The 25,288-nt window shown below is 69.4% G+C and carries 26 protein-coding genes; 3 read left to right on the top strand and 23 right to left on the bottom strand.

What is annotated here, in order from left to right; all coding sequences use genetic code 11:
* Window positions 1-26: 26 nt before the first annotated feature.
* From AB0J91_RS27705 to aceB, 3 genes are all read right to left on the bottom strand, one after another.
* On the bottom strand, window positions 27-728 hold the full coding sequence (locus AB0J91_RS27705) for a protein phosphatase 2C domain-containing protein (RefSeq protein WP_363874577.1): 702 nt from the start codon (window positions 726-728) through the stop codon (window positions 27-29).
* Between the two features lie 313 nt (window positions 729-1,041).
* A complete protein-coding gene (locus tag AB0J91_RS27700; RefSeq protein ID WP_363874574.1) occupies window positions 1,042-2,214 on the bottom strand; it encodes an aldolase/citrate lyase family protein in 1,173 nt (390 codons plus the stop codon).
* Window positions 2,215-2,350: 136 nt separating this feature from the next.
* Window positions 2,351-3,937 (bottom strand): malate synthase A, encoded by a 1,587-nt coding sequence (gene aceB, locus AB0J91_RS27695; protein WP_363874571.1) that lies wholly within the window; start codon window positions 3,935-3,937, stop codon window positions 2,351-2,353.
* A 227-nt stretch (window positions 3,938-4,164) separates the two neighbouring features.
* On the opposite strand from aceB, the gene AB0J91_RS27690 reads away from it, so the two are divergent.
* Window positions 4,165-4,938, top strand: a complete 774-nt coding sequence (locus tag AB0J91_RS27690; protein WP_363874568.1) for an IclR family transcriptional regulator — start codon at window positions 4,165-4,167, stop codon at window positions 4,936-4,938.
* A 60-nt stretch (window positions 4,939-4,998) separates the two neighbouring features.
* On the opposite strand, the gene AB0J91_RS27685 is transcribed toward AB0J91_RS27690, so the two are convergent.
* The 6 genes from AB0J91_RS27685 to glmS form a co-directional block, all read right to left on the bottom strand.
* Window positions 4,999-5,640: a hypothetical protein gene (locus tag AB0J91_RS27685; protein ID WP_363874565.1), complete on the bottom strand. Its 642-nt coding sequence runs from the start codon at window positions 5,638-5,640 to the stop codon at window positions 4,999-5,001.
* A complete protein-coding gene (gene tsaE, locus AB0J91_RS27680) occupies window positions 5,637-6,110 on the bottom strand; it encodes a tRNA (adenosine(37)-N6)-threonylcarbamoyltransferase complex ATPase subunit type 1 TsaE (RefSeq protein ID WP_363874562.1) in 474 nt (157 codons plus the stop codon). Before tsaE ends, AB0J91_RS27685 begins: the two co-directional genes overlap by 4 nt.
* Complete coding sequence (locus AB0J91_RS27675; RefSeq protein ID WP_363874559.1) at window positions 6,107-7,201, bottom strand: alpha/beta hydrolase; 1,095 nt, start codon at window positions 7,199-7,201, stop codon at window positions 6,107-6,109. Before AB0J91_RS27675 ends, tsaE begins: the two co-directional genes overlap by 4 nt.
* A 127-nt stretch (window positions 7,202-7,328) precedes the next feature.
* Window positions 7,329-8,480 (bottom strand): alanine racemase, encoded by a 1,152-nt coding sequence (gene alr, locus AB0J91_RS27670; protein WP_363874556.1) that lies wholly within the window; start codon window positions 8,478-8,480, stop codon window positions 7,329-7,331.
* 134 nt (window positions 8,481-8,614) lie between these two features.
* A complete protein-coding gene (locus AB0J91_RS27665) occupies window positions 8,615-10,138 on the bottom strand; it encodes an NAD(P)H-hydrate dehydratase (RefSeq protein WP_363874613.1) in 1,524 nt (507 codons plus the stop codon).
* Between the two features lie 42 nt (window positions 10,139-10,180).
* Window positions 10,181-12,043, bottom strand: coding sequence for a glutamine--fructose-6-phosphate transaminase (isomerizing) (gene glmS / locus AB0J91_RS27660; RefSeq protein WP_363874553.1), 1,863 nt, complete (start codon window positions 12,041-12,043; stop codon window positions 10,181-10,183).
* 176 nt (window positions 12,044-12,219) lie between these two features.
* Between glmS and AB0J91_RS27655 the strand changes: the two genes are divergently transcribed.
* Together AB0J91_RS27655 and AB0J91_RS27650 are read left to right on the top strand one after the other, a co-directional pair.
* The gene (locus AB0J91_RS27655; RefSeq protein ID WP_363874550.1) at window positions 12,220-13,053 is read left to right on the top strand and encodes a dienelactone hydrolase family protein; all 834 of its coding nucleotides are present in this window, start codon (window positions 12,220-12,222) and stop codon (window positions 13,051-13,053) included.
* Window positions 13,054-13,104: 51 nt separating this feature from the next.
* Window positions 13,105-13,710: a hypothetical protein gene (locus AB0J91_RS27650; protein ID WP_363874547.1), complete on the top strand. Its 606-nt coding sequence runs from the start codon at window positions 13,105-13,107 to the stop codon at window positions 13,708-13,710.
* A 64-nt stretch (window positions 13,711-13,774) separates the two neighbouring features.
* Here AB0J91_RS27650 and AB0J91_RS27645 read toward each other — a convergent pair whose 3' ends face one another.
* The 14 genes from AB0J91_RS27645 to AB0J91_RS27580 form a co-directional block, all read right to left on the bottom strand.
* On the bottom strand, window positions 13,775-14,356 hold the full coding sequence (locus AB0J91_RS27645; RefSeq protein WP_363874545.1) for a hypothetical protein: 582 nt from the start codon (window positions 14,354-14,356) through the stop codon (window positions 13,775-13,777).
* A gap of 5 nt (window positions 14,357-14,361) precedes the next feature.
* Complete coding sequence (locus AB0J91_RS27640) at window positions 14,362-16,926, bottom strand: WXG100 family type VII secretion target (protein WP_363874542.1); 2,565 nt, start codon at window positions 16,924-16,926, stop codon at window positions 14,362-14,364.
* Window positions 16,926-17,234, bottom strand: coding sequence for a type VII secretion target (locus tag AB0J91_RS27635; protein ID WP_363874539.1), 309 nt, complete (start codon window positions 17,232-17,234; stop codon window positions 16,926-16,928). The genes AB0J91_RS27640 and AB0J91_RS27635 overlap by 1 nt, the downstream gene beginning before the upstream one ends.
* 133 nt (window positions 17,235-17,367) lie before the next feature.
* Window positions 17,368-17,604, bottom strand: coding sequence for a hypothetical protein (locus AB0J91_RS27630; protein ID WP_363874536.1), 237 nt, complete (start codon window positions 17,602-17,604; stop codon window positions 17,368-17,370).
* Window positions 17,605-17,647: 43 nt separating this feature from the next.
* Entirely contained in the window at window positions 17,648-17,851 is a 204-nt protein-coding gene (locus AB0J91_RS27625; RefSeq protein WP_363874533.1) for a hypothetical protein, read from the bottom strand.
* A 71-nt stretch (window positions 17,852-17,922) separates the two neighbouring features.
* Complete coding sequence (locus AB0J91_RS27620) at window positions 17,923-18,045, bottom strand: hypothetical protein (protein ID WP_363786308.1); 123 nt, start codon at window positions 18,043-18,045, stop codon at window positions 17,923-17,925.
* Between the two features lie 7 nt (window positions 18,046-18,052).
* The gene (locus AB0J91_RS27615) at window positions 18,053-18,214 is read right to left on the bottom strand and encodes a hypothetical protein (protein ID WP_363874530.1); all 162 of its coding nucleotides are present in this window, start codon (window positions 18,212-18,214) and stop codon (window positions 18,053-18,055) included.
* 51 nt (window positions 18,215-18,265) lie between these two features.
* Entirely contained in the window at window positions 18,266-19,600 is a 1,335-nt protein-coding gene (gene glmM, locus AB0J91_RS27610; protein WP_363874527.1) for a phosphoglucosamine mutase, read from the bottom strand.
* A 217-nt stretch (window positions 19,601-19,817) separates the two neighbouring features.
* Entirely contained in the window at window positions 19,818-20,330 is a 513-nt protein-coding gene (rpsI, locus tag AB0J91_RS27605; RefSeq protein ID WP_363786401.1) for a 30S ribosomal protein S9, read from the bottom strand.
* A gap of 8 nt (window positions 20,331-20,338) precedes the next feature.
* Window positions 20,339-20,785 carry a 50S ribosomal protein L13 gene (gene rplM, locus AB0J91_RS27600; protein ID WP_132624452.1) on the bottom strand — a complete coding sequence of 149 codons (447 nt, stop codon included), beginning with the start codon at window positions 20,783-20,785 and terminating at the stop codon, window positions 20,339-20,341.
* A 415-nt stretch (window positions 20,786-21,200) separates the two neighbouring features.
* Window positions 21,201-21,491 (bottom strand): WXG100 family type VII secretion target, encoded by a 291-nt coding sequence (locus AB0J91_RS27595; protein ID WP_363874524.1) that lies wholly within the window; start codon window positions 21,489-21,491, stop codon window positions 21,201-21,203.
* Window positions 21,492-21,556: 65 nt separating this feature from the next.
* On the bottom strand, window positions 21,557-21,868 hold the full coding sequence (locus tag AB0J91_RS27590) for a WXG100 family type VII secretion target (protein ID WP_132624448.1): 312 nt from the start codon (window positions 21,866-21,868) through the stop codon (window positions 21,557-21,559).
* Between the two features lie 208 nt (window positions 21,869-22,076).
* A complete protein-coding gene (locus AB0J91_RS27585; protein WP_363874521.1) occupies window positions 22,077-23,876 on the bottom strand; it encodes a type VII secretion-associated protein in 1,800 nt (599 codons plus the stop codon).
* 590 nt (window positions 23,877-24,466) lie between these two features.
* Window positions 24,467-25,282 (bottom strand): ESX secretion-associated protein EspG, encoded by an 816-nt coding sequence (locus AB0J91_RS27580; protein ID WP_363874518.1) that lies wholly within the window; start codon window positions 25,280-25,282, stop codon window positions 24,467-24,469.
* Window positions 25,283-25,288 lie beyond the last annotated feature (6 nt).

Below are 25,288 nucleotides of genomic sequence, written 5' to 3'. Positions count from 1 at the left end.
GCGTGGGAGAGCGAGCGGCGGTGCCGCTAGCTGACGTCGAGGACGAGGGCCGTGACGTTGTCGTCGGCGTCGGCGGCGAGAGCGGCTTCCACCAGCAGGTCGCAGATCCGCTGCGGGTCGGCGTCGGCGCCCAGCAGTTCCCTGACGTCGTCGTCGTCCAGGGCGTTGAACAGGCCGTCGGTGCACAGCAGCAGGCGGTCCTCGGCTTCGGCGGACAGCTCGGCGTGGTCGATCTCGACCTCGGGACCGACGCCGACGGCCCGGGTCAGCACGTGCCGGTGCGGGTGGTTGCGCGCGTCGTCGTCGCTGACCTCGCGGCTGCGCAGCAGCTCGGCGAGCACCGTGTGGTCGGCGGTGAGCTGCGCGAGCTCCCCGCCGCGCAACCGGTACAGCCGGGAGTCGCCGATGTTGACCGCGACGGCACCCGCGTCGGTGGTCATGGCCACGGCCACCAGGGTGGTGCCCATCGACGTTCCGTCCGCGTTGGCTCGCAGCCACACGGCCTCGTTCGCCGCACGCGCCGCCCCGAGCAGCCCGGCGACCGTGCGGTCGGCGGCGTAGGCGCTCTCCAGGGTGTCGAGGGCGAGCCTGCTGGCGACGTCGCCGTTGACGAATCCCCCGATGCCGTCGGCGACCGCGAACAGCCCTTCGGCGACGAGCATGGAGTCCTGGTTGTTGTCCCGGCCGCCGACGTGCGTCGCGGCGCCGGACAGCAGAGTGCTGGTCACAGCGGTTCCCTTCCTCGGAAGGTCCCCTGGCGTGGTGTCGGCGACAGGGCCGCGCGGGCGTCGGCCAGGGCTTTCCGACGCTCCTCCGAGGACTCCGCGAGCTCGCGGTCCCGGCGTTCTCACGGTGTCAACGCTGGGATCGGCGAAGTAGTTCACGAAGTCGTCGACGCAGTCAACAACGCCAAGGCCGTTCGATGGGGCAGATCGCTCCGCGAGTCGGGCAGTTTTGGTCCGAACCGACCGATGTTGATCAAACAGCCCGTCCACCGCGAAGCTCCCGGCGCGACGCGCGGCGCCGCGCCGAGAGCGCGGGTCAGAGGCGGCCGAGAGCCCGGAGGTCGGCTTCCGGGAGACCGGTGAGGAGCTTGACCTCGTCGGCGTCGGTGGCGCCGTTGTCGAGCGCCCGGACGAAGGAGGCCGCCAACGCGCGGGCGGTGGCCGGCTCGTCGAGGACCGCGGCGGAACCGGTGCCGGTGTAGGCCGCCAGCCGCGCCGCTTCGGCGGGCGCCGAGTCGCGGAAGGCCGCGAAGACCGCCGCGTAGCGGGTCACCAGCTGCGCCGGGTGCAGGTCCCAGCCCTGGTAGAAGCCGTGCGCGAGCGAACGCCGCACCAGCTCGTAGTGGGTCTGCCAGCCCTTGACGACCTGGTCGCCCACCGGCAGCACGTTGGTGGAGCCGTCGGAGAGGAACACTCCCGTGCCCGCCGCGGCCACCTGCATGGCGTGCCGCGCGTAGTCACAGGCGCGGTGCGCGAGGTGCTGGTGGGCGGCGGTGAGACCGCAGGACGCCGTGTAGTCGTAGGTCCCGAAGTGCAGCCCGGTGACCCGGCCCGCCCCGGCGCGCAGGAAGCGCGGCAGCGCGAACCGACCCTCGGAGTCCACGACGGACTGCGTGGTCTCCACCTGGATCTCGAAGCGCAATGCGCCTTCGTCGAGCCCGAACCGCTGCTCCAGCAGCCCGAGGATCTCCACGAAGACCTCGACCTGCGCGACGTCGACGACCTTCGGGAAGGTCAGCACGAACCCGTCCGGGACACCACCGGTCCGGGCCAGCAGCGCGGTCAGGAAGACGTCGAGCGTGCGCACCGAGCGCTCGCGCAGCTCGGGCGTGTCGTAGGACTTCACCCGCAGCCCGAAGTTCGCCGGGGCCACGCCGTCCCGCAGCCAGTCGGCCACGACACCGGCGGTGCGCACGGCGTCGTCGTCCTCGGCGTCGGCGCGGTAGCCGTCCTCGAAGTCGATCCGCAGGTCCTGGACCGGAGAACCGGCCAGCTTCGCCCGCACCCTGGGGTGCACGGCCTCGGCGATCTCCGGGGTCAGGCCCAAGATCTCGGCCAGCCGGGACGGGGTGGCCGCGTGCTCGTCGAGCGCCGCCAGCGCCTGGTCGGACCAGGACCGCAGCACGGTCGCGTCCACCCGGTCCGCGGGCACGTAGCAGGTGTGCACCGGTTGCAGGTCGGATCTGGCGCCGGGGTAGGTCCGCGCCATGTGATCGTCCACAGTGGATAAACGCGCGAGTCGTCGAGCGACCTCAGCGGAGTCCAACGAGGTTTCAGCCACTTGCACCCTCCCAATAGACCAAAGCGGGGGCGCCGGAGTTCTCCGGCACCCCCGCGATGACGAATCAGTCGATCTGCTCGTAAGCGGGCAGCGTCAGGAAGTCGACGAACTCGTCGGCCACCGCCACCTGCTCGAACAGCTCAACCGCGCTGGAGAGGTTCTCGGTCGGGAAACCGGCCTCCCCGCGCAGCGCCTTCTCCGTGTCGGCCAGGACCTCCCGCACCAGCTCCAGGGTGACCGTCTGGCCGTCGGCCAGCTGCACGTTGTTGTGCAGCCACTGCCAGATCTGCGAACGCGAGATCTCGGCGGTCGCGGCGTCCTCCATGAGGTTGTGGATCGCCGCCGCGCCGTTGCCGCCGAGCCAGGACACGATGTAGCGGACGCCGACGTCCACCGCGCCGCGCAGGCCCTCGATGGTCTTGTCACCGGGGGTCTCCGAGACCGCGAGCAGCTGGTCGGCGGTGACGTTGACGTCGTCGCGCTTGCGCTCGATCTGGTTCGGCTTGTCGCCGAGGACCGCGTCGAACTCCTCGAAGCAGATCGGCACCAAGCCCGGGTGCGCGACCCACGAGCCGTCGAAACCGTCGCCGGCCTCGCGCTTCTTGTCGGCGTGGACCTTCTCCATCGCCGCCGCGTTGGAGTCGTCCTTGGTCGGGATGAACGCGGCCATGCCGCCGATGGCGAACGCACCGCGCTTGTGGCAGGTGCTCACCAGCAGCTCGGTGTAGGCGCGCATGAACGGCGCGGTCATGGTCACCGCGTTGCGGTCCGGCAGGACGTACTTGTCGGAGTCGCGGAAGGTCTTGATGACGCTGAACAGGTAGTCCCAGCGACCGGCGTTGAGACCCGCGGAGTGGTCGCGCAGCTCGTAGAGGATCTCCTCCATCTCGAACGCGGCAGGGTAGGTCTCGATCAGCACCGTGGCGCGCACCGAGCCGTGCGGGATGCCCAGCTCCTTCTGCGCGTGGGTGAACACCTCGTTCCACAGCCGCGCTTCGAGGTGGCTCTCCATCTTCGGCAGGTAGAAGTACGGGCCGCTGCCGCGGTTGATGAGCTCACGGGCGTTGTGGAAGAAGTGCAGGCCGAAGTCGACCAGCGCGGCCACGACCGGCTTGCCGTCGACCTCGATGTGCTTCTCGTCGAAGTGCCAGCCGCGCGGGCGCACCAGCGGCACCGCGTGGGTGACGTCGTCGCGCAGCGTGTAGGACTTGCCGCCCGGGACGTGCAGCTCGATCTGCTTGCGGACGAGGTCGTAGAGGTTGACCTGACCGGAGACGACGTTGTCCCAGTGCGGGGTGTTGGCGTCTTCGAGGTCGGCCAGCCAGATCTTGGCGCCGGAGTTCAGCGCGTTGATGGCCATCTTGCGGTCGGTCGGGCCGGTGATCTCCACGCGGCGGTCGGCGATGTCGGCCGGCGGCGCGGCGACCTGCCAGTCACCCTCGCGGACGTGCTTGGTCTCCTCGAGGAAGTCCAGGCGACCCTTCTCAGCGGCCTCCGCGCGACGCTGCTTGCGACGTTCGAGCAGCTCATCGCGCCGCGCGCCGAAAGCGCGCTGCAAGCCGGCCACGAACTGCAGCGCCTCGGCGGTGAGGATCTCATCGCCGCGCTCGACGGCGCCGCCGAGGACCTTCACCCCTGCCGTTTCGGACATGAATCGTCCACCTCTTTCTGCTGCCGGATTTCAGACGGTGGCTGATGGCTCACCTTGCCGCGTGACGAGCCGGCGCGCACCCGCGAGCAGGTTCGTCACAAGCGAAGAACATCCACATGAAATTCTGCATCGTGGATGTTAGTTTCCACATAGCGTCGAAAGCAACATGAGCTGGCGCACGCACCACGAACTAGACTCCGACTGGATCCGGGAGAGGGAGTTCTGCGATGACCACTGGCCCACGGCGGGCGAACCAGGGCGGCGGGGTGCAGTCGGTCGAGCGCACCTTCGAGCTCCTGGAACTGATGGCCGATGCCGGCGGTGAGGTCGCGCTGTCCGATCTCGCGGAGCGGTCCGGTCTACCCCTGCCGACCATCCACCGCATCATCAGGACCCTGGTGAACAGCGGTTACGCCCGGCAGCAGCCCTCGCGGCGGTACGCGCTGGGACCGCGGCTGATCCGGTTCGGCGAGACCGCCAGCCGCGCGCTGGGCTCCTGGGCGCGGCCGTACCTGGCGGAGCTGACCGAGGTCACCGGCGAATCGGCGAACATGGCCGTGCTCGACGGCGCGCAGATCGTCTACGTCGCCCAGGTCCCCTCGCCGCACTCGATGCGGATGTTCACCGAGGTCGGGCGCCGGGTCGACGCCCACGCCACGGCCGTGGGCAAGGCGGTCATGGCCACGATGCCCAGCGACGAGGTCACCCAGCTGCTGTCCCGCACGGCGATGCACCCGCAGACCGAGCGCACCATCACCGACGTCGAGGCGATGCACGAGGAGCTCAGCCGCATCCGCAAGCAGGGCTACGCCATCGACGACGGCGAGCAGGAGGTCGGCGTCCGCTGCTACGCGGTGGCGGTCCCGGGCGCCCCGGCGGGCGCGGGCATCTCCATCTCAGGACCGGAAGGCCGCATGACCCGGATCACCACCGACGAGGTCATCCCGCTCATGCAACGCCTCGCCAAGGACCTCTCCACCGAGCTCAGCGCCACCGCCTGACGCGGTTCCCCTCCCGGACTCACCGACGCCAGGTCACCTCATCGAGCGGTGTTCCGGATTTCAGTGGAAATCGGACCCCTGATTTCCACTGAAATCCGTCCCCCGATTTCCACTGAAATCGCGGCGACGGCGGAACCACCAGACCAGGCCGAGGACCACTGCGGCGAGGGCTACGAGGGGAAGACCGAGGAGCCCCACGGCGGTGTGGACCCGGGTGTACGCCTCACCGGACCAGGCGCCGAGGAGGGTGAGACCGATGCCCCAGAGCGCGCCCATCGGGATGTTGCAGGCCGTGAAGTGCAGGTGGGGCATGCCGGAGCGGGCCGCCAGCCGTGGCACGAGAGTCCGGACCACCGCGAAGCACTGGGAGATCGCGGTGGCCGGCTTGGCGCGTCCGTCCATCGCGGACTCGATGCGCTTCATGCGCTGCTCACCGACCCGGTCGACCAGGTGCCGGTTCAGCGCACCGGGATGGGCGCCCCGGAAGAAGCCGTGCTGGCAGCCGGCGATGGTGGCCAGCGACGCGGTCAGCGCCGCCGCCCAGACGGGCAGCGCGCCCTGCCCGGCGAGCCAGCCCAGCGCCAGCACCGTCCCCGATCCCGGCAGGAAAACACCGATCAGCAAACCGGATTCGGCGAACAGCACCGCGGCGGCGATCGCGAGCGCGAGCAGACCGGGGAACCCGGCCAGGAATTCCGTCACCCGGTGAGCTCGCCCAGCCGCTCCGTCCAGCCCTCGCCGTGCGGCTCCAGGGTGAGTTCGCGGACGTCGTCCTCGCGACGCCGCAGCCGCACCATCAGGTGGGTGTCGGAGAGCTGGTCGGCCAGGCCCTCGCCCCACTCCACGACCACGGCCGCGTCGGTGAGGTCGGTGTCCAGGTCGAGGTCGTCGATCTCGTCGAGCCCGCCCAGCCGGTAGGCGTCGACGTGCACCAGCGCGGGCCCGTCGCCGTCGGGATGGTGCACGCGGGCGATGACGAACGTCGGCGAGGTGATCCTGCCGGTCACCCCCATGCCTGCCGCGACGCCGCGGGTCAGCACGGTCTTGCCGGCGCCCAGCGGCCCGTCGAGGAGCAGCAGGTCGCCCGCCCGCAGCGCGGCGCCGAGACGGCGGCCGAACTCCAGGGTGTCGGATTCCTGCGGCAGTTCCACGGTTTTCAGCGCGGCGCTCAACTCCCGGTTCCCTTCTTGAACTTCAACCCGGTGGCGCGCCGCAGCATCGCCACGATCTCATCGGTGACCAGCTCGGGGCGTTCGAGCATCACCGGATGCCCGGCGCCTTCGACCTTCACCAGCGTCGCGTCCGGCAGCTCACCGGCGAGCACCTCGGCGTGCGGGGTGAACGGCGTGAGCTTGTCGAGATCGCCGCTGAGCACCAGCACCTCGCAGGTGTTGAGCGCTGCGAGGGCCTTCTTGCGGTCGTGCAGGCCGATCGTTTCGAGGAAGTCGGTGACGACCTCCACCGTGGTGGCGCCGATCATCTCGGCCATCAGGTCCACCACCGCCGGGGACACCTTGCGGTCCCCGAAGGACAGCGCGCGGATGATGCTCCACGACAACCGGTCGCCCATCTTGCGGGTGCGCTCGACCAGGCCCGGGTTGAGCTCGGACAGCAGCGCGAGTCCGCGAGGGACGGGGTTGGCGCGCGACAACCAGGTGCGCGGCAGTCCCGCTTCGCCGAGCTGACCGGCGGAGGTGCCCACCAGCGCCACCGCGCGGACCCGGTCGGCGAACAACCGGGGGTTCTGCTCGGCCAGCGCCATGATCGTCATGCCGCCCATCGAGTGGCCGACCAGCGCGATCGGGCCGCGCGGGGCCGCGGCGCGCAGGACGGCGTCGAGGTCGCGGCCGAGCTGGTCGATGGTGCTGTTCTTCTTGCTGGAGTGGCCGGAACGACCGTGGCTGCGGTGGTCGAACAGCACCAGTCGCACCTTCGGTCCGAGCAGCTCGGGCAGGTCGCGGCGCTGGAAGTGCCAGCAGCGGGAGTCCAGCGCGAAGCCGTGCACGAACACCACGGTCAGCGCGGGATCGCCGCCTGCGGCGGGGCCGATCTCCTGCACCGACAGCGGCACGCCGTCGTCGGCGGCGACGGTGGAGTGCCGGTCGGGGCGGAGCCTGCCGAGGGGTTCTTCCACGAAGGCGTCCTCACCCTTGCGCTGCACCGCAGCACGCGTGCTGTGCGCGGCCACACCCACGGCGGCGCCGGTGACCGCTGCCCCGATCACCCCGCTCGTCCAGGCCAATGCCTGCCACACCGGTTTCACGTCGCCTCCACTCGGCTCCGGCGGCGGAACGTGAAGATCGTTACAGAACGCAGCCCCGGTTGCACAGCGCTCTGTGCGCTGCGCCCCACTTCCCGGACGCCGATCTGCGCGAAACGGCCCATTTCAGTCATGGCGTCCCCCGTTCGGAGTCCACGACCGTTCTGGTCACCCGCGGCCGGTACATGCCGGTGACGATCTCGTAGTGGATCGTGCCGAGCTCGTCGGCCCACTCGGCGGCGGTCGGCTCTCCTCGATCGCCCGCGCCGAAGACGATGACCTCGTCACCTTCGGAGACCTCGTCGTCGCCGCAGTCCACCACCAACTGGTCCATGCACACCCGGCCGCGCACCGGCCGCCGCCTGCCCGCCAGCCACACCTCCATGCGACCGGACAGGCTGCGCGGCACCCCGTCGGCGTAGCCGACCGGGACCAGCGCCAGGTTGGTGGGCGCCGCCGCCGTCCACGAGTGCCCGTAGGAAACGCTCTCGCCCGCGGGAACGCGCTTGGTCAGCGACACCGAGGAGCGGAAGGTCATGGCCGGGTGCAGGTCGTGGTCACCGGCCTGCGGGACCGGGTCGAGGCCGTAGGCGGCGATGCCCGGGCGGACCAGCTCGAAGTGCAGGTCGGGCCGGGTGAGCACGGCGGCGGAGTTGGCCAGGTGCCGGATCGGGTCGAGCCCCGCGGCCCGCGCCTGCTCGTAGGCGCGGTGGAAGCGCTCGGCCTGCATGTCGATGGACGGGTGGCCGAGCTCGTCGGCGCAGGCCAGGTGCGACCACACGGCTTCGACGCGGACGTGCCCGTCGGCCTCGGCCTTCGCGGCGGCCTCGACCAGCGCGGGCCACAGCTCGGCCGGGCACCCGCTGCGCGCCAGCCCTGTGTCGATCTTGAGGTGGATCCGCGCGACGCGGTCCTGCGCGGCGGCCGCCGCGACGATGCGGGCCAGCGTGGACTGCGACGACGCGGACAGCTCGATGTCGGCGGCGATGGCGGGGCCGAACTCGTCGGCCTCGGTGAACAACCAGCACAGCACCGGCGCGGTGATCCCGCCTTCGCGCAGCTGGAGCGCTTCCCCGAGCGCGGCGACGCCGAGCCGGTCGGCCCCGGCCTGCAGAGCCGCCCTGCCGACGGTGAGCGCGCCGTGGCCGTAGCCGTCGGACTTCACGATCACCATCGTCCGAGCACCGGAAGCTTCGGCACGACCCGCCAGCACCCGAACGTTGTGGCGGATCGCGTCGACGTCGATCCGCAGGTCGGCGCGATGCGCGTGCTGGTCACTCATGGCTGGCCCATGGTCCCACATCCGGCTTCCCACCCTTCGCCCCACACCGCCTTTGCGCAGCTCAACGCACTGACGAGACGCAGGCGAGCGGAAACACCCACGCGACTTCCCACCATCGAGTGATCGACGAGGTGTCAGGAGGGCAGAGCGGCGTCCCGAACCGCTCGGATGGCGTGCGGAACCGCCGCCAGCAGCGCGGAGGCGCCGATGGGCGCTCCGGCCTCGGAGCGAGGTCCGTCACCGGTGCCGCCGTGCGCGGCGAGTTCGGCCGCCAACGAGTGAACGTGGGTGGCATGACCGCAGGCCCGCAGCGGCTCGACGCCAGCGGCGAGCAGGGCCGCGATCAGCCCGGTGAGCACGTCCCCGGAGCCCGCCGTGGCGGGCCACGCCTGGCGGGCGTCGTTGACCACGACCCGCCCATCAGGTGCGGCGATGACCGTCGTGTTGCCCTTGAGCAGCAGGAACGCGTCGTAGCGGGCGGCGACCTCGCGGGCGGCCGAGACCCGGTCGACGCCCGGACGTTCACCGGCCAGCCGCGCGAACTCCCCGGCGTGCGGGGTCAGCACCAGCGGAGCGTCGGGATCGCGGGAGTCCCACATGGTCTCGTCATCGGCCAGGATCGTGATCGAGTCGGCGTCGGCGCACACCGGGCGCCCGGACTCCAGGACGAACCGCAGCACGTCACGACCGCTCGCACCCAGCCCGATGCCCGGTCCGACCGCCCACGCCTGCACCCGGCCGGCGTCCCCGACCGAACCGGTGGCCACGACCTCCGGCCAGCGGGCGCGCACCTCGTCGGCGGCGGGACCGGCGTAGCGCACCATCCCCGCGGTGGCCTGCACGGCGGCGCCGGTCGCGAGCACCGCAGCACCCGGGTAGGTCGCCGAACCGGCGGCGATGCCGACGACCCCGGTGCTGTACTTGTCGTCCGCCGGGCCGGGGATCGGCCACTCCTCGCCGATCTCGGCCGCGTCGAGCAGCGCGATCTCCGGTTCGGGCAGCTCCTCGGTGATGCCGATGCCAGCGACGGTGACCTCGCCGGAGTGCACCGCACCGGTCCCGAGCACGTGGCAGGGCTTGAGCCCGCCGAAGGTCACGGTCACATCGGCAGACACCGCAGGTCCTTCCACGGCCCCGCTCACCGGATCGACGCCGCTGGGCAGGTCCACGGACACGATCGGCACGAGCACCCGCCGCACCAGCTCGGCGGCGGTGGGGCGCAACGGCCCGCGCGCAGAGAGGCCCACGATCCCGTCGATGACCAGGTCCGCCCGCTCCAGTGCGTCGGCGGCCTCGGCCCCGATCCCGGCGGTGTCGGCGTTCGCGCCCTCGGCGGCGACCGCCCGGCCTCCCGCGCGGCGGAGCCCCGCGAGACCGGCCTCGTGGGTCTTGTCCGGTGCCAGCAGCACCGCCGTCACGCCGACCCCGCGCCGACGCAGGAACGCGCCCGCCCACAGGGCGTCGCCGCCGTTGTTCCCGGCCCCGACCAGCAACGCGACCCGCCGACCGGCAACGCCACCGGTCTGGTCGGCCAGCATCCGGGCGCACTGCCCCGCGACCGCGTAGGCGGCCCGGCGCATCACGGCGGGCTCGGGAGTCCGCGCGAACAACCGCTGCTCGGCACCCCGGATCTGGTCAGGAGTCCACACGCCCTGCATCACGAGCCCTCTCGCCGAACGGTCAGCCGTTCCCGAATGGTGTCATTCGACGGTGACGGACTTGGCGAGGTTGCGCGGCTTGTCGACGTCGTAACCGCGAGCGCGCGCGATCTCCGCCGCCAGGACCTGGAGCGGGATCGTGGACACCAGCGGCTGCAGCAGCGTCGGCACGGCCGGGATGGTGATGAGTTCGTCGGCGAAGGGCTTGATCTCCTCGTCGCCCTCCTCCGCGATGACGATCGTGCGGGCACCGCGCGCCTGGATCTCCCGGATGTTGGACACCATCTTGGCGTGCAGCAGCGCCCGGCCGGTCGGCGACGGCATCACGATCACGACCGGGAGCTTGTCCTCGATCAGCGCGATCGGGCCGTGCTTGAGCTCGCCGGCCGCGAAGCCCTCGGCGTGCATGTAGGCGAGCTCCTTGAGCTTGAGCGCGCCTTCCAGCGCCACCGGGTAACCCACGTGACGGCCGAGGAACAGAACCGCCTTCGATTCCGCGAGGTCATGGCCGAGCTTGCGGACCTGGTCGACGGTGGACAGCGTCGCGCGCACGGCCTCGGGCATCGCGGCGAGCTCGTCGAACTCGCGCGCCACCTCGTCGGAGTACTTGGTGCCGCGAGCCTGCGCCAGGGCCAGCCCGACCAGGTAGTTCGCCGCGATCTGCGCGAGGAACGTCTTGGTGGCCGCCACGCCGATCTCCGGGCCCGCGTGGGTGTAGAGCACCGCGTCGGACTCGCGCGGGATCTGCGCGCCGTTGGTGTTGCAGATGGCCAGCACCCGCGCCCGCTGGGTCCGCGCGTGCCGCACGGCCTCCAGGGTGTCGGCGGTCTCGCCGGACTGCGAGATCGCCACCACCAGCGTGTCGCGGCCCAGGACCGGGTCGCGGTAGCGGAACTCGCTGGCCAGCTCGACCTCGACCGGGATGCGGCACCAGTGCTCGATGGCGTACTTGGCCAGCAGACCCGAGTGGTAGGCGGTGCCGCAGGCGACGATGAACACCTTGGTGATGTCGCGCAGGTCCTGCTCGGTGAGCCGCTGCTCGTCGAGGACGATCTGACCGCCCGCGAAGTGCCCGCGCAAGGTGTCGGCGAGCGCTTCCGGCTGCTCCTCGATCTCCTTGAGCATGAAGTAGTCGTGGCCGCCCTTCTCGGCGGCCGACAGGTCCCAGTCCACGCGGAACGGCTTGGCGTCGACGTCGGTGTTGTCGAAGTCGCTGACCCGGTAGCCGTCGCGGGTGATGGTGACGACCTGGTCCTGGCCGAGCTCCACCGCGTCGCGGGTGTGCTCGATGAACGCCGCCACGTCGGAGGCCACGAAGTGCTCGCCCTCGCCGACACCCACCACCAGCGGGGAGGAGCGGCGGGCCGCGACGATCGTGCCCGGCTCGTCGGCGTGCGTCACGACCAGCGTGAACGCGCCTTCGAGGCGTCGCGCCACGGCGCAGACGCTGCCGGTGAGATCGCCGGCGGTCGGTCCTGCCGCGTAGGCGGCGGACACCAGGTGCGCGGCGGTCTCGGTGTCGGTCTCGCTGGCCATCTCGACGCCGTCGGCCTCCAGCTCGGCCCGCAGCGCGGCGAAGTTCTCGATGATGCCGTTGTGCACCACCGCGACCCGGCCCGCCGAGTCCCGGTGCGGGTGGGCGTTGCGGTCGGTGGGTGCACCGTGGGTCGCCCACCGGGTGTGCCCCATGCCGCCGTTGCCCTCGAACCGGGAGCCGTCGCTCTCGGCGAGCTTCTTCTCCAGGTTCGACAGCGCTCCGGCTGCCCGCTCCACCGCGAGGCCGCCCCCACCGTCGAGCAGCGCCACGCCTGCCGAGTCGTAACCCCGGTACTCAAGTCGCCGAAGTCCGCCCAGCACGACTTCCAGCGCCTGGCGATGTCCTACGTAACCCACGATGCCGCACACGCGAGTCAGGGTAGCCATTCCGGCCGAGAGGAACATGACGGAGCCCGGGTGACCCACGTCGCTCCGGCGGGCGCCCGGATCCGCTGAGATCACCCGCCCGGGACCGCGGAGCGAATGGATCACGGGTGCGAGCTCGTGACGCGCGCCTCGGCGTAGATCCGCTACCGTTGTCGACCATGGCGCGCAAAGCCAAGAAGCTGCCCTCCGCGAAGCACGCGTTCGTCGAGCTGTCCCGTCGTGGCCCGCACGACGTGCTGCACGGCGACCTGGCCCTGGTCGGCCTGCCCGGCATCGTCTGCACCCCGCGCACGGGCACCAACCTGCCCGCGGTCGTGTTCGGGCACGGCTTGCTGCAGCCGCCGCGCCGCTACCTGGCCCTGATGAGGCACCTGGCCAGCTGGGGGATCGTCGTGGTCTCCCCGGCGACCCACCGCGGCCCGCTGGCCTCCCACCGGCTCTACGCCGAGGACATGCGCACCGCCCTGGACATCGCCACCGGAGTCCGGCTCGGCGACGGCCGGATCAGCGTCGACCCGGACAAGCTCGGCGCGGCCGGTCACGCCATGGGCGGCGGCTGCGCGGTCCTGGCCGCCGCCGGAGACCCGCGCATCAAGGCCGTGGCGACGCTGGCCGCCGCCGAGACCCTCCCGTCGGCCCTCGACGCGGCCGCGAAGGTCAAGGCCCCCGCCCTGCACCTCGCCGCGGGCGAAGACCTGCTGACGCCCCCGGTGGCCAACGCCGAACCGATCTCGCGCGCCTGGGGCGGACCGGTGCAGATGCGCACCATCAAGAAGGCCACCCACCTGGGATTCACCGAAGGTGTGCACTGGACCCAACTCCTGCTGCACGGCAAGCCGGAGTACCACACCCAGCGCATCGCCAAGGGCCTCCTCACGGCATTCTTCCTCCGCGCCCTCGCCAACGACCGCCGGGGCGACCTCCTGCTCAACGAGAACGTCAAGGGCGCCACCATCGACCAGGTCAACACCCACGGAAAACTCGCCGCCTAGAGCTGCCGGTTCCGGCTTTGCCGGAGGTTCGGGTACGACAGAATCTCGTCCATGACGTCCCCGGGACAGCCATTCGGCCAGTCGCAGCAGCACGGCTACTCCGCCCAGCAGGGTTACCCGCAATATCCACAGGGTTATCCACAACCCCCGCATGCCCAGGCGCCTCCGCCGTTCGTCCAGCAGACGCCACCTGGCAACGACGGGCTCAGGATGACCTCCGCCATCCTGAACATCGTGGTCGGCATCTACCTCGCCGTCGCAGGGGTCTTGATCATCGACTCGGTGATCAACATGACCAACGAGGACGACGACTACATTTCCGTCACCGGAGTGGCGCTGCGCCTCAGCGGCTCGTTCGCCTTCATCGCGGCAGCGGTGCTGTTGATCATCGGTGCCGTGTTCCTGCTCCGGAAACGCCGTGCGGGAAGCACTTTGACCTGGATCGGTTGCGCGCTGGCACTCCTCGCCTTCGTGCTCGACTCGACGGGCAACATCGTCTGGTCCATGGAGTTCGCCAAGAACGACCCGTACCTGCCCGAGAAGAGCTTCGCCGAACTCCTCGAGCAAATTCGGAGCACGACCATCATCGCCGCGATCGTCGCCGTGATCCCGTTCATCTTCGCGCTGATCCCATCGATCAAACGAGGTCTCCGCTAGAACGCATCTCGATCGCTCATGGCGAAGGGCCCGGATCCAGCGGATCCGGGCCCTTCAACGTCTTTCACCTGAGCCAGCTCTGGTTCTCGTAGTCATCGTCGTCGTCGAACGTTGGCTTCTTACGTCGCGGTGCGGGTTTCGGCGGCGCAGGCGGTTTCGGAGCTGCGGGCGGTGACGCCTGCTGCTGGTCACGGCGCCCGAAACGGCCCGCTTGAACCTGCCAGCGCGGGTCCTGCTGCGGAGGTTCCGGAGGCGGTGCGGCGACAGGTGCCGGGCCACCCGGAATCGGGCCAGTGGTCTCGGCGGCTTCGGGAGTCGTCGCCGCTGGCTTGATCGGGTAGTTCTCGATCAGATCCTTGAACTCGAGAGCGACCTCGTCCTGCGGCTCTTCGTCGTCCTCGCCACCGACCTGGATCTCGTTGGTGTGCGCGGAGTTCTCCGCGTTCGCGCGCTTCTCGATCAGCTCGCGCACCCGGACGTCGATCTTCTTGACCTTTTCGCCGAGCTCTCTCGACGATTCGTCGGCCTTCTTCGTCGCTTCGATCGAGCGCTCCGCGCTCTCGCTCAGCTTCGCGGCTGTGGCAGCGCTGGTCTCCTGGAACTTCCGCCGCGCGGCGAGAACCGCTTCACTCGGGGAATCGCTCATCATCCCTACTGTTCCTTGTCCTCACCCAGCACCGACCGGAACCGCACGTTGGAGGCGTCCACCCCGTCGTCGAACAGCTGGCCCTGAGTCCGCCACGGGCTCGAGTTGGTGCGCTCCTGGTCGCCGCCCTGCTGACCGCCCTGGCCGCCGCCCATCATGCCGCCCATCATGCCGCCGCCCATCGCCGAAGAACCGCCCTGGCCGCTCTGCGAACCGCCAGGTTGACCGGCGGGGGCCGAATCTCCCCCGATGGACGAAAGACCGGTCGAACCAGCGCCCTGGGAGTTTCCACCTGCCGGGTCGTGCCCACCGAGGGACGACAGGCCCGGCGAACCAGCACCGGGTGCAGCAGGTTCTGGTCCGCCGAAGAGATCACCGGAGATGCTGCCGAAGGAGTTCTGCACGCCGTCCCCGCCCGGAGCGGACGCGGGCCCACCGAGGCCTGCGGCCTGAGCGGTCGTCGCAGCCGGAGCACCAGGAACCGGGGCTCCTTCGGTGTCAGCCGCCGGCATCGTCGTGAAACCGGAGGTGTCCGGTGCGGGCATAGTCGTCGGACCGCCCGCCGGACCGCCTCCAGCGAGGTCGGGCGCAGGCGCAGCCGGAGGAGCAAAGGGTTCAACCGGAGGGGCGCCCGGCGCCATTGGGGCTGCAGGCGGCGGAGGCTCAGCAGGGTAGGGACCACCGACGATTCCACCACCTCCCGCGGAACCGGGTGCCCCGAGAGAGGGCGGTTGCGGCTCGCTGCCGAAGGTGACCGTCTGGTTGAGAGGGGGCTGGCCGCCGCCGTTGTCGACGTTGACCTTCATCTCACCGCCGGGTCCCTGCTCCAGCGTGATCGTGCGGCCGCCTTCTTGGATGACGGCACGTCCATCCGGACCGGCCTCGACCGGAATCGACTGCTGACCAGTGGGAGCACCGGGCATCTGGCCTGGTGCGGGCATGGTCTGCACACCACCAGGTGGCTGACCGGGCATCGGCTGACCAGGCATCTGACCAGGAGCGCCCTGGCCGAAGTCGACCGCGTAGTTCTTGGGCTGGCCGTCCGGTCCGGTCAGCTGGACCTGGGTCTTGCCGTCCGCGCCCGGTTCTTGGACGGTGACGGCGTTCTGCCCCTCGCCGAGCGTGACCTTCTCGCCCGCACCGGGGGCACCCGGTCCGGGCATTCCCGGAACCTGCGGCATCTCCGGGGTTGGTGGCATCTCCGGCGGCTTCGGCATCTCCGGCGCAGCGGGCATCCCGGCACCACCGGCGCCCGCGCCACCACCAGCGCCCGCACCACCACCTGCACCAGCGCCCGCACCACCACCTGCACCTGCGCCGGCACCGCCGCCGGAGCCCGCACCGCCCTGCTGGCCTCCACCCTGTTGACCGCCGCCCTGCTGGCCACCGCCCTGCCGCTCCGGGTTGGCGAACGGGTCTTCCTTGACCTTCCCCAGGTGGTCGTTCAGCGTCTTCCAGTGCTCGTTGACGGAAGTCTTGGTGTCGTCACAGATCTTGATGATGCCTTGGTGCTTCTGCTCGAAGTCGGGCACGAAGGTGGTTTGCACCCACTCGATCGACTTCTGGATCACCTTGTCCTTGTAGTCGTCGGTGTCGCAGCCGCTCGTCTCAATGCCGAAATAGCCGCAGCACTCGTCGACCTGCTCGTCCGAGGGATCTTTTGCCGCGCAGTCGATGATGTTGCGGATCTGATCGGAAGTCAGGCCACCAACGGTGTCCCGATTGGGCACTGCTTCGAGTGACTTCGTGGCCTTGTTCACCACGTCCTCGGACACGTGGTGAATGGCTTCGGTGATGATGTCGGCGGTGTCATGGAGGTAATCGCCGACCGTGGTCGCACCGGCGTTGATGTCCGCGAAGTTCTTCTGAGATGCGCTGGAAGCCGCGCCACTCCAGTTGTTCCAGACGCCCTTCATCTTGTCGGCCATCTGCTGGGACTGCTCGCGCTGCGTCTTCCCGGCCTGCTTCAGCTCGTCCGCGTCGGCCTTGAAGTTCGCGAAGTTGATGTCACGCTGCTCGTTGTAGCGCTTCTCAACGCCGTCCTTCGTGAAGTCACCCTTCGGCGGGTTCTTCCGCATGTAGGCGGGAACGTCCTTGTACAACGGCGCGAAATTGCCGAAGTAGTCGAGGAACGGCTTGCCCTTGTCGAGGATCTCGTTGGAGTTCGAGCACCCCGCACCGCCGGCCTCCGCCTTACGGCTGATCTCCTGCAGCGCACCTTTGTTCTCGTCGACCGTCTTGGCGTAACCCGCCTGGTTCTCACCGGCCTTCTTCGCAGCGTCGAACGACTCCTGTGCTGTGTTGTCGTCCGTCGCATCGGCGGCGCCGTCGTAGCTGGCGTGGTACTTCTGCTCGTACTTCTCGAGGTCCTCGTCGAACTTGTCCCCGGCGCCGGATTCCCGCCGGTCCTCCTTCGCCGAGTAATCGGTGGAATTGCGCCCTGCCTGCATGACCAGGTCTTTTTTGTGCGCCTCGGGCACGTTCGGGTCGTCGAGAAGCTTCTTGACCTCGGGCCAAGAGGGTAGGTTCGCCCCAGCGGTCGAGGCACGCGTGTCAGCACCGGAAACCATCAGCGACCACCTGCGTTCTTGACGCGCTCAGCGTTGTTGCTGTCGTCCCACTCGTAGCCGCGAGCAGCGTCGTTGAGGTTTCCGCTGAAGCCCTCGGTGACCTCGGCGTTCTTCTCCAGAGCCTTGGAGATCTTCTTCAGGCCCTCGAAGTAGGGATCGGCGGCTTCGGTGTGCTCCCGACCGAAGTCGTTCTTCCCCAGCTTGGAATCTGCGACACCGTTCTTCAGGTCCCCAATGGCCTGTGAGAATCCCTTGATCGAATTCGCAGCTGATGCAAGCTCGCCAGTGTTGGCGCCAACCCCGGTCACCGTTCCCCCTCCACCTCTTCGGAACTCAAGCACCCGTTCCGACGCGAACCAAGACTGTCTGGTTCCTCATCTTTGCAGGATTGCGCCGTTGAGAGGCCGGAACGGCCCAGGTACTTGCATCCGCGAAGGGGGCTCACTGCTGAGGCGGGTACTGCCCGTAACCCTGCTGAGGAGGTTGCTGACCCCACTGCTGTTGCGGCAGTGGGGGCATCTGGCCCCACTGCTGCGGAGGCTGCTGCGGGTACTGCTGGCTCCAGGGCTGCGGCTGCTGCGGGTAGCCCTGCTGACCCGGCCGTTTGCGGAAGATCAGGAAGGCGACGAGGAACCCGACCCCGAATCCGATGGGCAGGAAGATGGCAACTGAGAGCAAGGCTTTCCTTCGGTGGTGCCGACGACGCTGACGATCGCGCAGGTCACTGGGGAGGGCGTGGCGGCTGGCCGAAGCCCTGCTGAGGAGGGAACTGCTGCGGCGGCGCCTGCTGCCACTGCTGGGGCTGGGCGAACTGCGGCTGCTGGCCGTGCCCGGTTCGCCCCTTGTTGCGGAACACCAGGAATCCGACGAGGAAGCCCAGCCCAAGTCCGAGAACGAGCCCGAACAGCGTCACCGTCAGATCCATCGCGCCCCGCCTCCGTCCAGCCGTGATTGCACCGCGAACCTACCGAACGCGAGCGGCGGACGGGATGGCGCTCAGTGCAACAGCGTCGGCAGGCCCCAGCCTTGGGCGAGGACGACCGCGAAGATCAGCGCGCCCAGGAGCATGCAGACGAGTGGGACGATCAGGACCGTCCAGAGGTCGCCGAGCAGGCGCATCGGATTCTCACACCTTGTGATGGCGTCGGTTGACGTACCAGGAACGGCCCTCGTGGGCTGCGTTGACAGCCTTGAGAGCTCCGAGCATCAGCGCACCGAGCGCGATGATCCCGAAAACGAGTCCGAAGGCGATGAGACCGACAACTATGGCGACGACGATGGCACCCATGTGAGCAGGGTCTCACAGATCGAGGCCCTGTGGAGACTCAAATCACAAAGATCACCGAATAGCGGAAACAATCTTTGCCAGTCTGTCCGCGATGTCCTGCGCGTTCTGCTCGCTGGCCGCCTCGACCATGACCCTGACCAGCTGTTCGGTGCCGGATTGGCGGAGCAGGACCCGGCCGGTCTCGCCGAGTTCGACCTCCGCGTCGGCGACCGCAGCGGTCACCTCGGGGGCGACCACGGCCGCGGCCTTGTCGGCGACGCGGACGTTCACCAGGACCTGCGGCAGCCGGCGCATGACCTTCGCCAGCCCGGCCAGCGGGGTGTCGGTCGCCGCGACTCGGCCCATCAGGCGCAGCGCCGTCAGCAGGCCGTCGCCGGTAGTGGCGTGGCCGGGCAGCACGACGTGACCGGACTGCTCACCGCCCAGCGAGTAACCGCCCGAGCGCAGCTCCTCCAGCACGTAGCGGTCGCCGACGGCCGTGGTGCGCAGGGACACCCCCTGCTCGCGCATCGCCAGGTGCAGGCCGAGGTTGCTCATGACCGTCGCGACCAGCGTGTTGTCCGCCAGCTCGCCGGACTCGCACATCGCGACCGCGAGGATCGCCATGATCTGGTCACCGTCGACGACATCGCCCGCGGCGTCCACCGCCAGGCAGCGGTCGGCGTCGCCGTCGTGGGCGATGCCCAGGTCGGCGCCGTGCTCGAGCACCGCGGCCTGCAGCACGTCGAGGTGGGTGGATCCGACGCCGTCGTTGATGTTGAGGCCGTCGGGCTCGGCGTTGATGGCCACGACCTCCGCACCGGCGCGGCGGTAGGCGTCGGGAGCCGCTTCGGAGGCGGCGCCGTTGGCGCAGTCGACGACCATCTTGATGCCGTCGAGCCGGGACGGCGCCGCGATCAGCAGGTGGTCGGTGTAGCGGCGCAGGGCGTCCGGGACGTCGCGGACGCGCCCGACGTGCACGCCCGTGGGGCGCTCGAGGTGCTCGTGGAGACGGGCCTCGATCTCGTCCTCGATCGCGTCCGGGAGCTTGTTGCCGCCCGCGCTGAACAACTTGATGCCGTTGTCGGGCATCGGGTTGTGCGAGGCGGAGATCATCACGCCGAGATCGGCGCCCAGCTCCTTGACCAGGTAGGCCACCGCCGGGGTCGGCAGGACTCCGATGCGCAGGACGTCGGCACCCGCCGAGGTCAGACCGGCCACGACGGCCGCTTCGAGCATCTCGCCGCTGGCCCGCGGGTCACGACCGACCAGCGCCACCCGGCGCCGGGAGTCGTCCCGGTCGTAGAGCACGCGCGCCGCGGCCGAGCTCACCGACATCGCCAGCTCCGGCGTGAGATCGCCATTGGCCAAACCGCGCACACCGTCGGTGCCGAACAACCGAGCCATCAGCAGCAAGTCCTCCTCGTGTCTGCGACCGGTTGGTCAAGCGTCGCACAACCGGTCATCCGGCACTCCACAGCGTCCCCCGTGCGCGGGTGACGTTCGCGGCTCGAACCGCCATGATCGAAGTCGCTTCCGCCACCCACGACCCCTGAAACGACTGCGGGAGCAGGTTCGCCCGAGTGGGGCGAACCTGCTCCCGCAGGTAATGCTGGGGTTCGCGTCAGCGCTTGCTGTACTGCGGCGCCTTGCGGGCCTTCTTGAGGCCGTACTTCTTGCGCTCCTTCTCCCGCGAGTCACGGGTGAGCATGCCGGCCTTCTTCAGCGCCGGGCGGTCCTCCGAGTCGAAGGCGGTCAGCGCGCGGGCGATCGCCATGCGCAGCGCACCGGCCTGGCCCGAGGGGCCGCCACCGCTCAGGGTCGCGAGCACGTCGAAGTTCTCGAGGCGCTCGACGGTCACCAGCGGCTCCTTGATGAGCTGCTGGTGGACCTTGTTCGGGAAGTAGTCCTCGAGGGTCTTGCCGTTGAGCTTGAAGCCGCCGTTGCCCGGCACCAGCCGGACGCGGACCACAGCTTCCTTGCGGCGACCAACGGTCTGAACCGCGCCACCGGTCGGAACCGGAACGGGAGCGGGAGCCGGGGTCTCGTCAGCGGCGACGGCCGCAGCCGTCTCGTCAGCGGCGACGGCCTCGACCGTCTCCTCCGCGGCAGCGGTCACTGCCTCTTCCTGCTGCAGTTCGTCAGTCACTTCTCGACCTTCGCCTTAATCTCGAACGCCTGCGGGTTCTGGGCCTGGTGCGGGTGCTCCGGACCGGCGTAGACCTTGAGCTTCTTGCCCATGGCCCGGCCGAGCTTGTTCTTCGGGAGCATGCCCTTGATCGCCTTCTCCAGCAGCCGCTCGGGGTGCGAGTCGAGCACCTGGCCGAAGGACTGCTTGCGCAGACCACCCGGGTACCCGGAGTGCCGGTAGTGGAACGCCTGCTCGCGCTTGTTACCGGTGAGGGCCACCTTCTCGGCGTTGATGATGACGACGAAGTCACCGGTGTCGACGTGCGGCGCGTAGGTGGGCTTGTGCTTGCCGCGCAGCAGCGTCGCGGCCTGAGTTGCCAACCGGCCGAGCACCACATCCTCGGCGTCGATCACATGCCAGGCGCGGGTCACCTCGCCGGGCTTCGGGCTGTACGTGCGCACGGGTCTACCTCGTCGTCGTTCGCGTCGGAATCTCAGTGCGGAGCCCGTCTCGATCACGCCGGACAGTTCGCACGAGGTCTTCTCGTGGAACCGGCACGTCCGCCAGTACCGCCGCCGGGACCGTGACCCGCTTTCGCGAGTCCGTTCCGCTGGCGCGAACTGCAGCCGCGCACCGCACAACAAAGAATGAGGGTACTTGGTGGCTTCTGGCCCGGTCAAAACGGGTCCTCGTTTGCTAATTCGAGGTTCTGACCTGGCAGATTGCCGAAACCAGCATAGCAATGCCCGCTGGTGCCCGGCGGGGACCCCGGCAAAGCCGATCGGACCTCCGCAAATGGAGATCAACCGCCGGACGCGTTGATGGCCCCGGCGAAAACACCGGAGCCATCAACGCGGAAATCAGTGCGAGGTGAGCTCAGCCACCGAAGCGGCCGGCGTTCTTCTTCTCACCGGCCTGGAAGGACTCGTTGGCCGCACCCACGGCCATGCCCATCTTGGCGGCGGTCTCCTGCATCTTGGCGGCCTCCTGGTCCCAGGACTGCTGAGCCTCCTGGTACGCGGCCACGGCCTCGCCCTCCCAGGTGGAGACGAGCTTCTGGATCTTGCTCTCCAGGTCGTCCAGCTCACCCTGGATCTTCTGGGCGGCGGCCTGCAGGTCGTCGGAAGCCTGCTGCAGCTCCGCGAAGTTGACGTTGATCTCGCTCATTACCTGTCCCCTCGAATGCGTCTAGATCAAGAAATGTGGAATCTGCGAAGAAAGCGGAAGCGAAATCAGCCGTCGAGCATGCTGGTGATCTTGGAGATCTCCTGCGCCTGCTCCTCCTGGACCTGCGCGTAGTCCTGACCCGAGGACTGCACGTTCTGCCCCAGCTCGTCCAGCTTCTGGATGATCGTCTTGCCGCTCTGCTCGTACTGCTCCATCAGCTTGCGGAAGACGTCGGCGGCGGCACCCTTCCAGTTCTGCACCGGGCCCTCGAGCTGACCCTGCAGCTGCTGCAGCGCCTGCTCGACCGCGTTGCGCGCCTCGTCGATGTCAACCGACGCCTGCTGGATCGCCTCGGTGTCCGCACCAATTCCAGCCATCTCTGGATGACCCCCTTCAAACTCGGTATCAAGCTCTGATGAACCTGCGACGCAGACATTGCCACGTCCGGTTCCCTGTTGTCCTGGATTTCTCGGCAAGCCGTTGCTGTTGTAAACGCAAAAACGGGAACCAGCAGGTCAACACGGGTTTTGCGGTTGCGAAAACCTGAAACGTGGTTCGGCCGAACGGAGTCCGTTCGCAAATGCATCAACCGATCCCGAGTGATCCCACGACCTGTTCGCAAGCGCGAACGACATCGTCCTTCCCCTGCGGTCCGTACTTGCAGCCCACGCTCACTTTGAATTGACCTTTGTACAGCGTGTACCACTCGACGGTCGCCTCCGGCAGCGTTTCCCGGTAGTACACGACGTCCCGGCCCGCGAAGCTGGTGGACGGCGTGAACAGTGAGAACTTCTCGCCCGCCGCAACGCTTTTCTCGTACTCGCCGCGCAACAGCTGCACCGCCCGATTGCGGTCGCCGTCGGTGTCGAAGGTCAGCCGCCCCTCCTCGACGGCGACCAGCGATCCCTGCGGCCCGTCGCCGGGCGCGACCAGCGTCTGGAACTTCGCCGGGTCACCGCCCGCCGGACGCCAGCTCCCCGGGTAGGAGAAGTGGTAGTCGTAACCGGACATCTGCTGCGCGGGCACGAGCGGATCGGCCTGCGGCCGGTTGCCGGTGAGCAGCAGGGCGGCCGCTCCGGCCGCCGCCACCAGCACCACGGCCCCGGCGCCGACCAGCCACGGCGCCTTCCGCTTGCGCTTGAGCTTCGGGGGCTTGGTCACCGGGCGGGTCGGTTCGTCGCCGGTCATGACCGCCGGCCTGGGGCGGCTCGGCGCCTCGCCCCTGGTGGGCTGGTGCCCCGGCAACGGGTAGTCGCGGACGGTCGTGCCCGCCCAGGTGCCGGTGGGAGCCAAGCCGCCGCTGCGCCCGGGATCGAGCCGCACGGCGCGCAAAGCGCCTCGGGCGACCACGGTTTCGGGCTGATCGAGGGTCGCCGGAACGACGCCGGTGCGCTCGTGGATCAGTCGCGCCACCATCGGGATCCGGCTGGAACCGCCGACGAGGAACACCCCGGCGAGCTGCCCGCGCGGGACGTGCCCGTCGCGCAGCGTCGCCAGGACCAGCTCTGCTGCCTTCGCCAGCGGTGCGGCGGTGAGCTTCTCGAGGTCGGCGCGGGTGACGTGGGCGTCGGCGAACGGCGGCGGCATGGGGACGTCGGTGTAGGCGTGGCGGGACAGCGTCTCCTTCGCGCCGCGCACGTCCTGCCGCAGCACGCGGCGACGTCGCCGATCGGGCATCTCGCGGCCCTCGACGAGCTTGCGCCACGCGTCCGGATCAGCGGTGCCGACGAGCTTGCCGACGTGCTCCAGCAGCAGCTGGTCGATGTCCGCGCCGCCGAAGTTCGGTTCGCCCTTGGTGGCCAGGACCTGGAAGGACGCGCCCTGCTTGCGCACCACGGATGCGTCGACGGTGCCGCCGCCGAGGTCGAGGACGGCCAGCGCGCCTCCGTCGGGCAGGCCGTTGCCCGCCGAGTGGAAGACGGCCGCGGCGACCGGTTCGGGCACCAGGACGATCTCCTTGCCCAGGCCGGCGGCGGCCTGCCGGAGTTCGGCGGCGCGCACGGAACCCCAGTCGGCGGGGTGGGTCAGGACGAGGAGGTCGACGGCGGCCCCGCCCGCGAAGCGGCGGGCCTCACCGACCGCGCGGTGCAGCACTGCCCTGATGACGTCGCCGACCTTGAGCACGGTGCTGCCGAGCAGCAGTTCACCCTCGTCGATGCGACGTTTGGGGTGCGGTTCGAAGCGAGCGGGATCGACCGCGGCCTGGCGTTCGGCTTCGTGACCGACGAACAGCGTGCCGTCGGCTGCGGCGAACACCGCGGAGGGCACCAACGGCTGCCCGTCGATGACGACCACCTGTGGCTCGGCACCGCCGACCGAGACCACCGTGCATGTGCTCGATGTGCCGAAGTCGATCGAGACGTGCAGGGACACCCAGAACTCCATTCACCGTCGCCGAAGCGCGCGTCGGCGGCGACGTCGTCATCCGGCCCGCCGTACCGGCGGCACCGTCCCCCCGGGGAAGCACCCTAGAGCCACCCGCCACCGCCGCACCAACATCCTCCCGCAATCAGCCGACGACGTTGGGTGATCGACCGGGTGAGAGGCAACCCACCACACCTGCGAACGCAGACCCGACCTGACCTGACGCGGACAGACCCCGCCCCCGCACCACCCACGACCGCTCCACCACCAACCCCGGCCGTTCCCCACGTCCCCGACACACCACCCGGGCCCACCTGAGCGGGTGAAGTCTCGGATTTCAGTGGAAATCAGGACCCCGATTTCCACTGAAACCCCGTCCCCGATTTCCACTGAAATCCGGTCCCTGAACGCCCGGTCCCTGAACGCCGGGGCCCGAAGCCTGGTGCCCGAGTTCCACTGAAGCCCGGTGCCTGATTTCCACTGAAATCCGGGGTCCGAGTTCCACTGAAATCCGGGGTCTGGGTTCCGCTGGAATCCGGGGTCTGGGTTCCGCTGGAATTTGGGGTTCGGAGGGAAACCGCTGGTGGGAGGGTGGGGGGTTCGGGGGTGGGTCAGTTCTTGGCTTGGGTGCGGACTTCTGCTACTCGGTTTTCGAGGGCTGCGGTCAGTTCCGGGGCGCCCAGGCCTGCTAGGACGATCTCCGGGCCGACGCCTGGGCGTTGTTGTTGGGTGAGGCCGTAGCGGCCGTCCGGTTCCGGGGCGTCGAACCACTTGAGGACCGTGGAGCGGTGGGTCCTGCCCAGGCGGTCCCGGAGGTTGGCCGTGAACTGGCCGTCCCGGTGGTGCTTGGCCTCGACGAAGGCGCGGAGGGTCTCGGCGGCCGGTGCTTTGCGCGGACCCGCGGACTGCATGTGGTCGATGTTCTCGAAGTCGTCCGACGGCTTCTGAGCAGCCAGATCGGCCGACGGGACCGCCAGACGGGGACGTTTGCCCACGGGCGCGGGCGGCATGCCCTGCACCGCGGCGGCCCCCACCGAGGTTCGCGGCAGCACCGAGATCCGCAGGTCACCGCCGTAGTTCTCGGTGTCGCCGGACTGCTGGACGAGCAGCAGAGCGCCCTGCTCAATGGCCACCGACAGCAGCCTGAACGGGGATTCGGCGGTGTCGTCGGGCATCCACAGCCCTTCGATCCACAAGCCCGGTTTCGCCAGCTGCCCGAGGACTTCGGCGAAGCGCTGGGTCAGGCCGTTCTGCCCGAGCAGACCGGCTTTCTGCAGCTCGGGAAGGCTGCGCTGACGCAGCACGGCACGCTCTTCGAGCGTCTCACCGTGCGAGCGGACGGAGATCGGGAACGGGTACTCGTCGAACCCGCCGATCTCCCAGCACAGGTCGAACCACAGCGGTGGCAGCAGCCAACGCTCGGACACGCTTTC

This window comes from Saccharopolyspora sp. NPDC049357, assembly GCF_040677225.1.
Lineage (GTDB): Bacteria > Actinomycetota > Actinomycetes > Mycobacteriales > Pseudonocardiaceae > Saccharopolyspora.
This window is presented reverse-complemented; position numbering and strand designations above follow the sequence as displayed.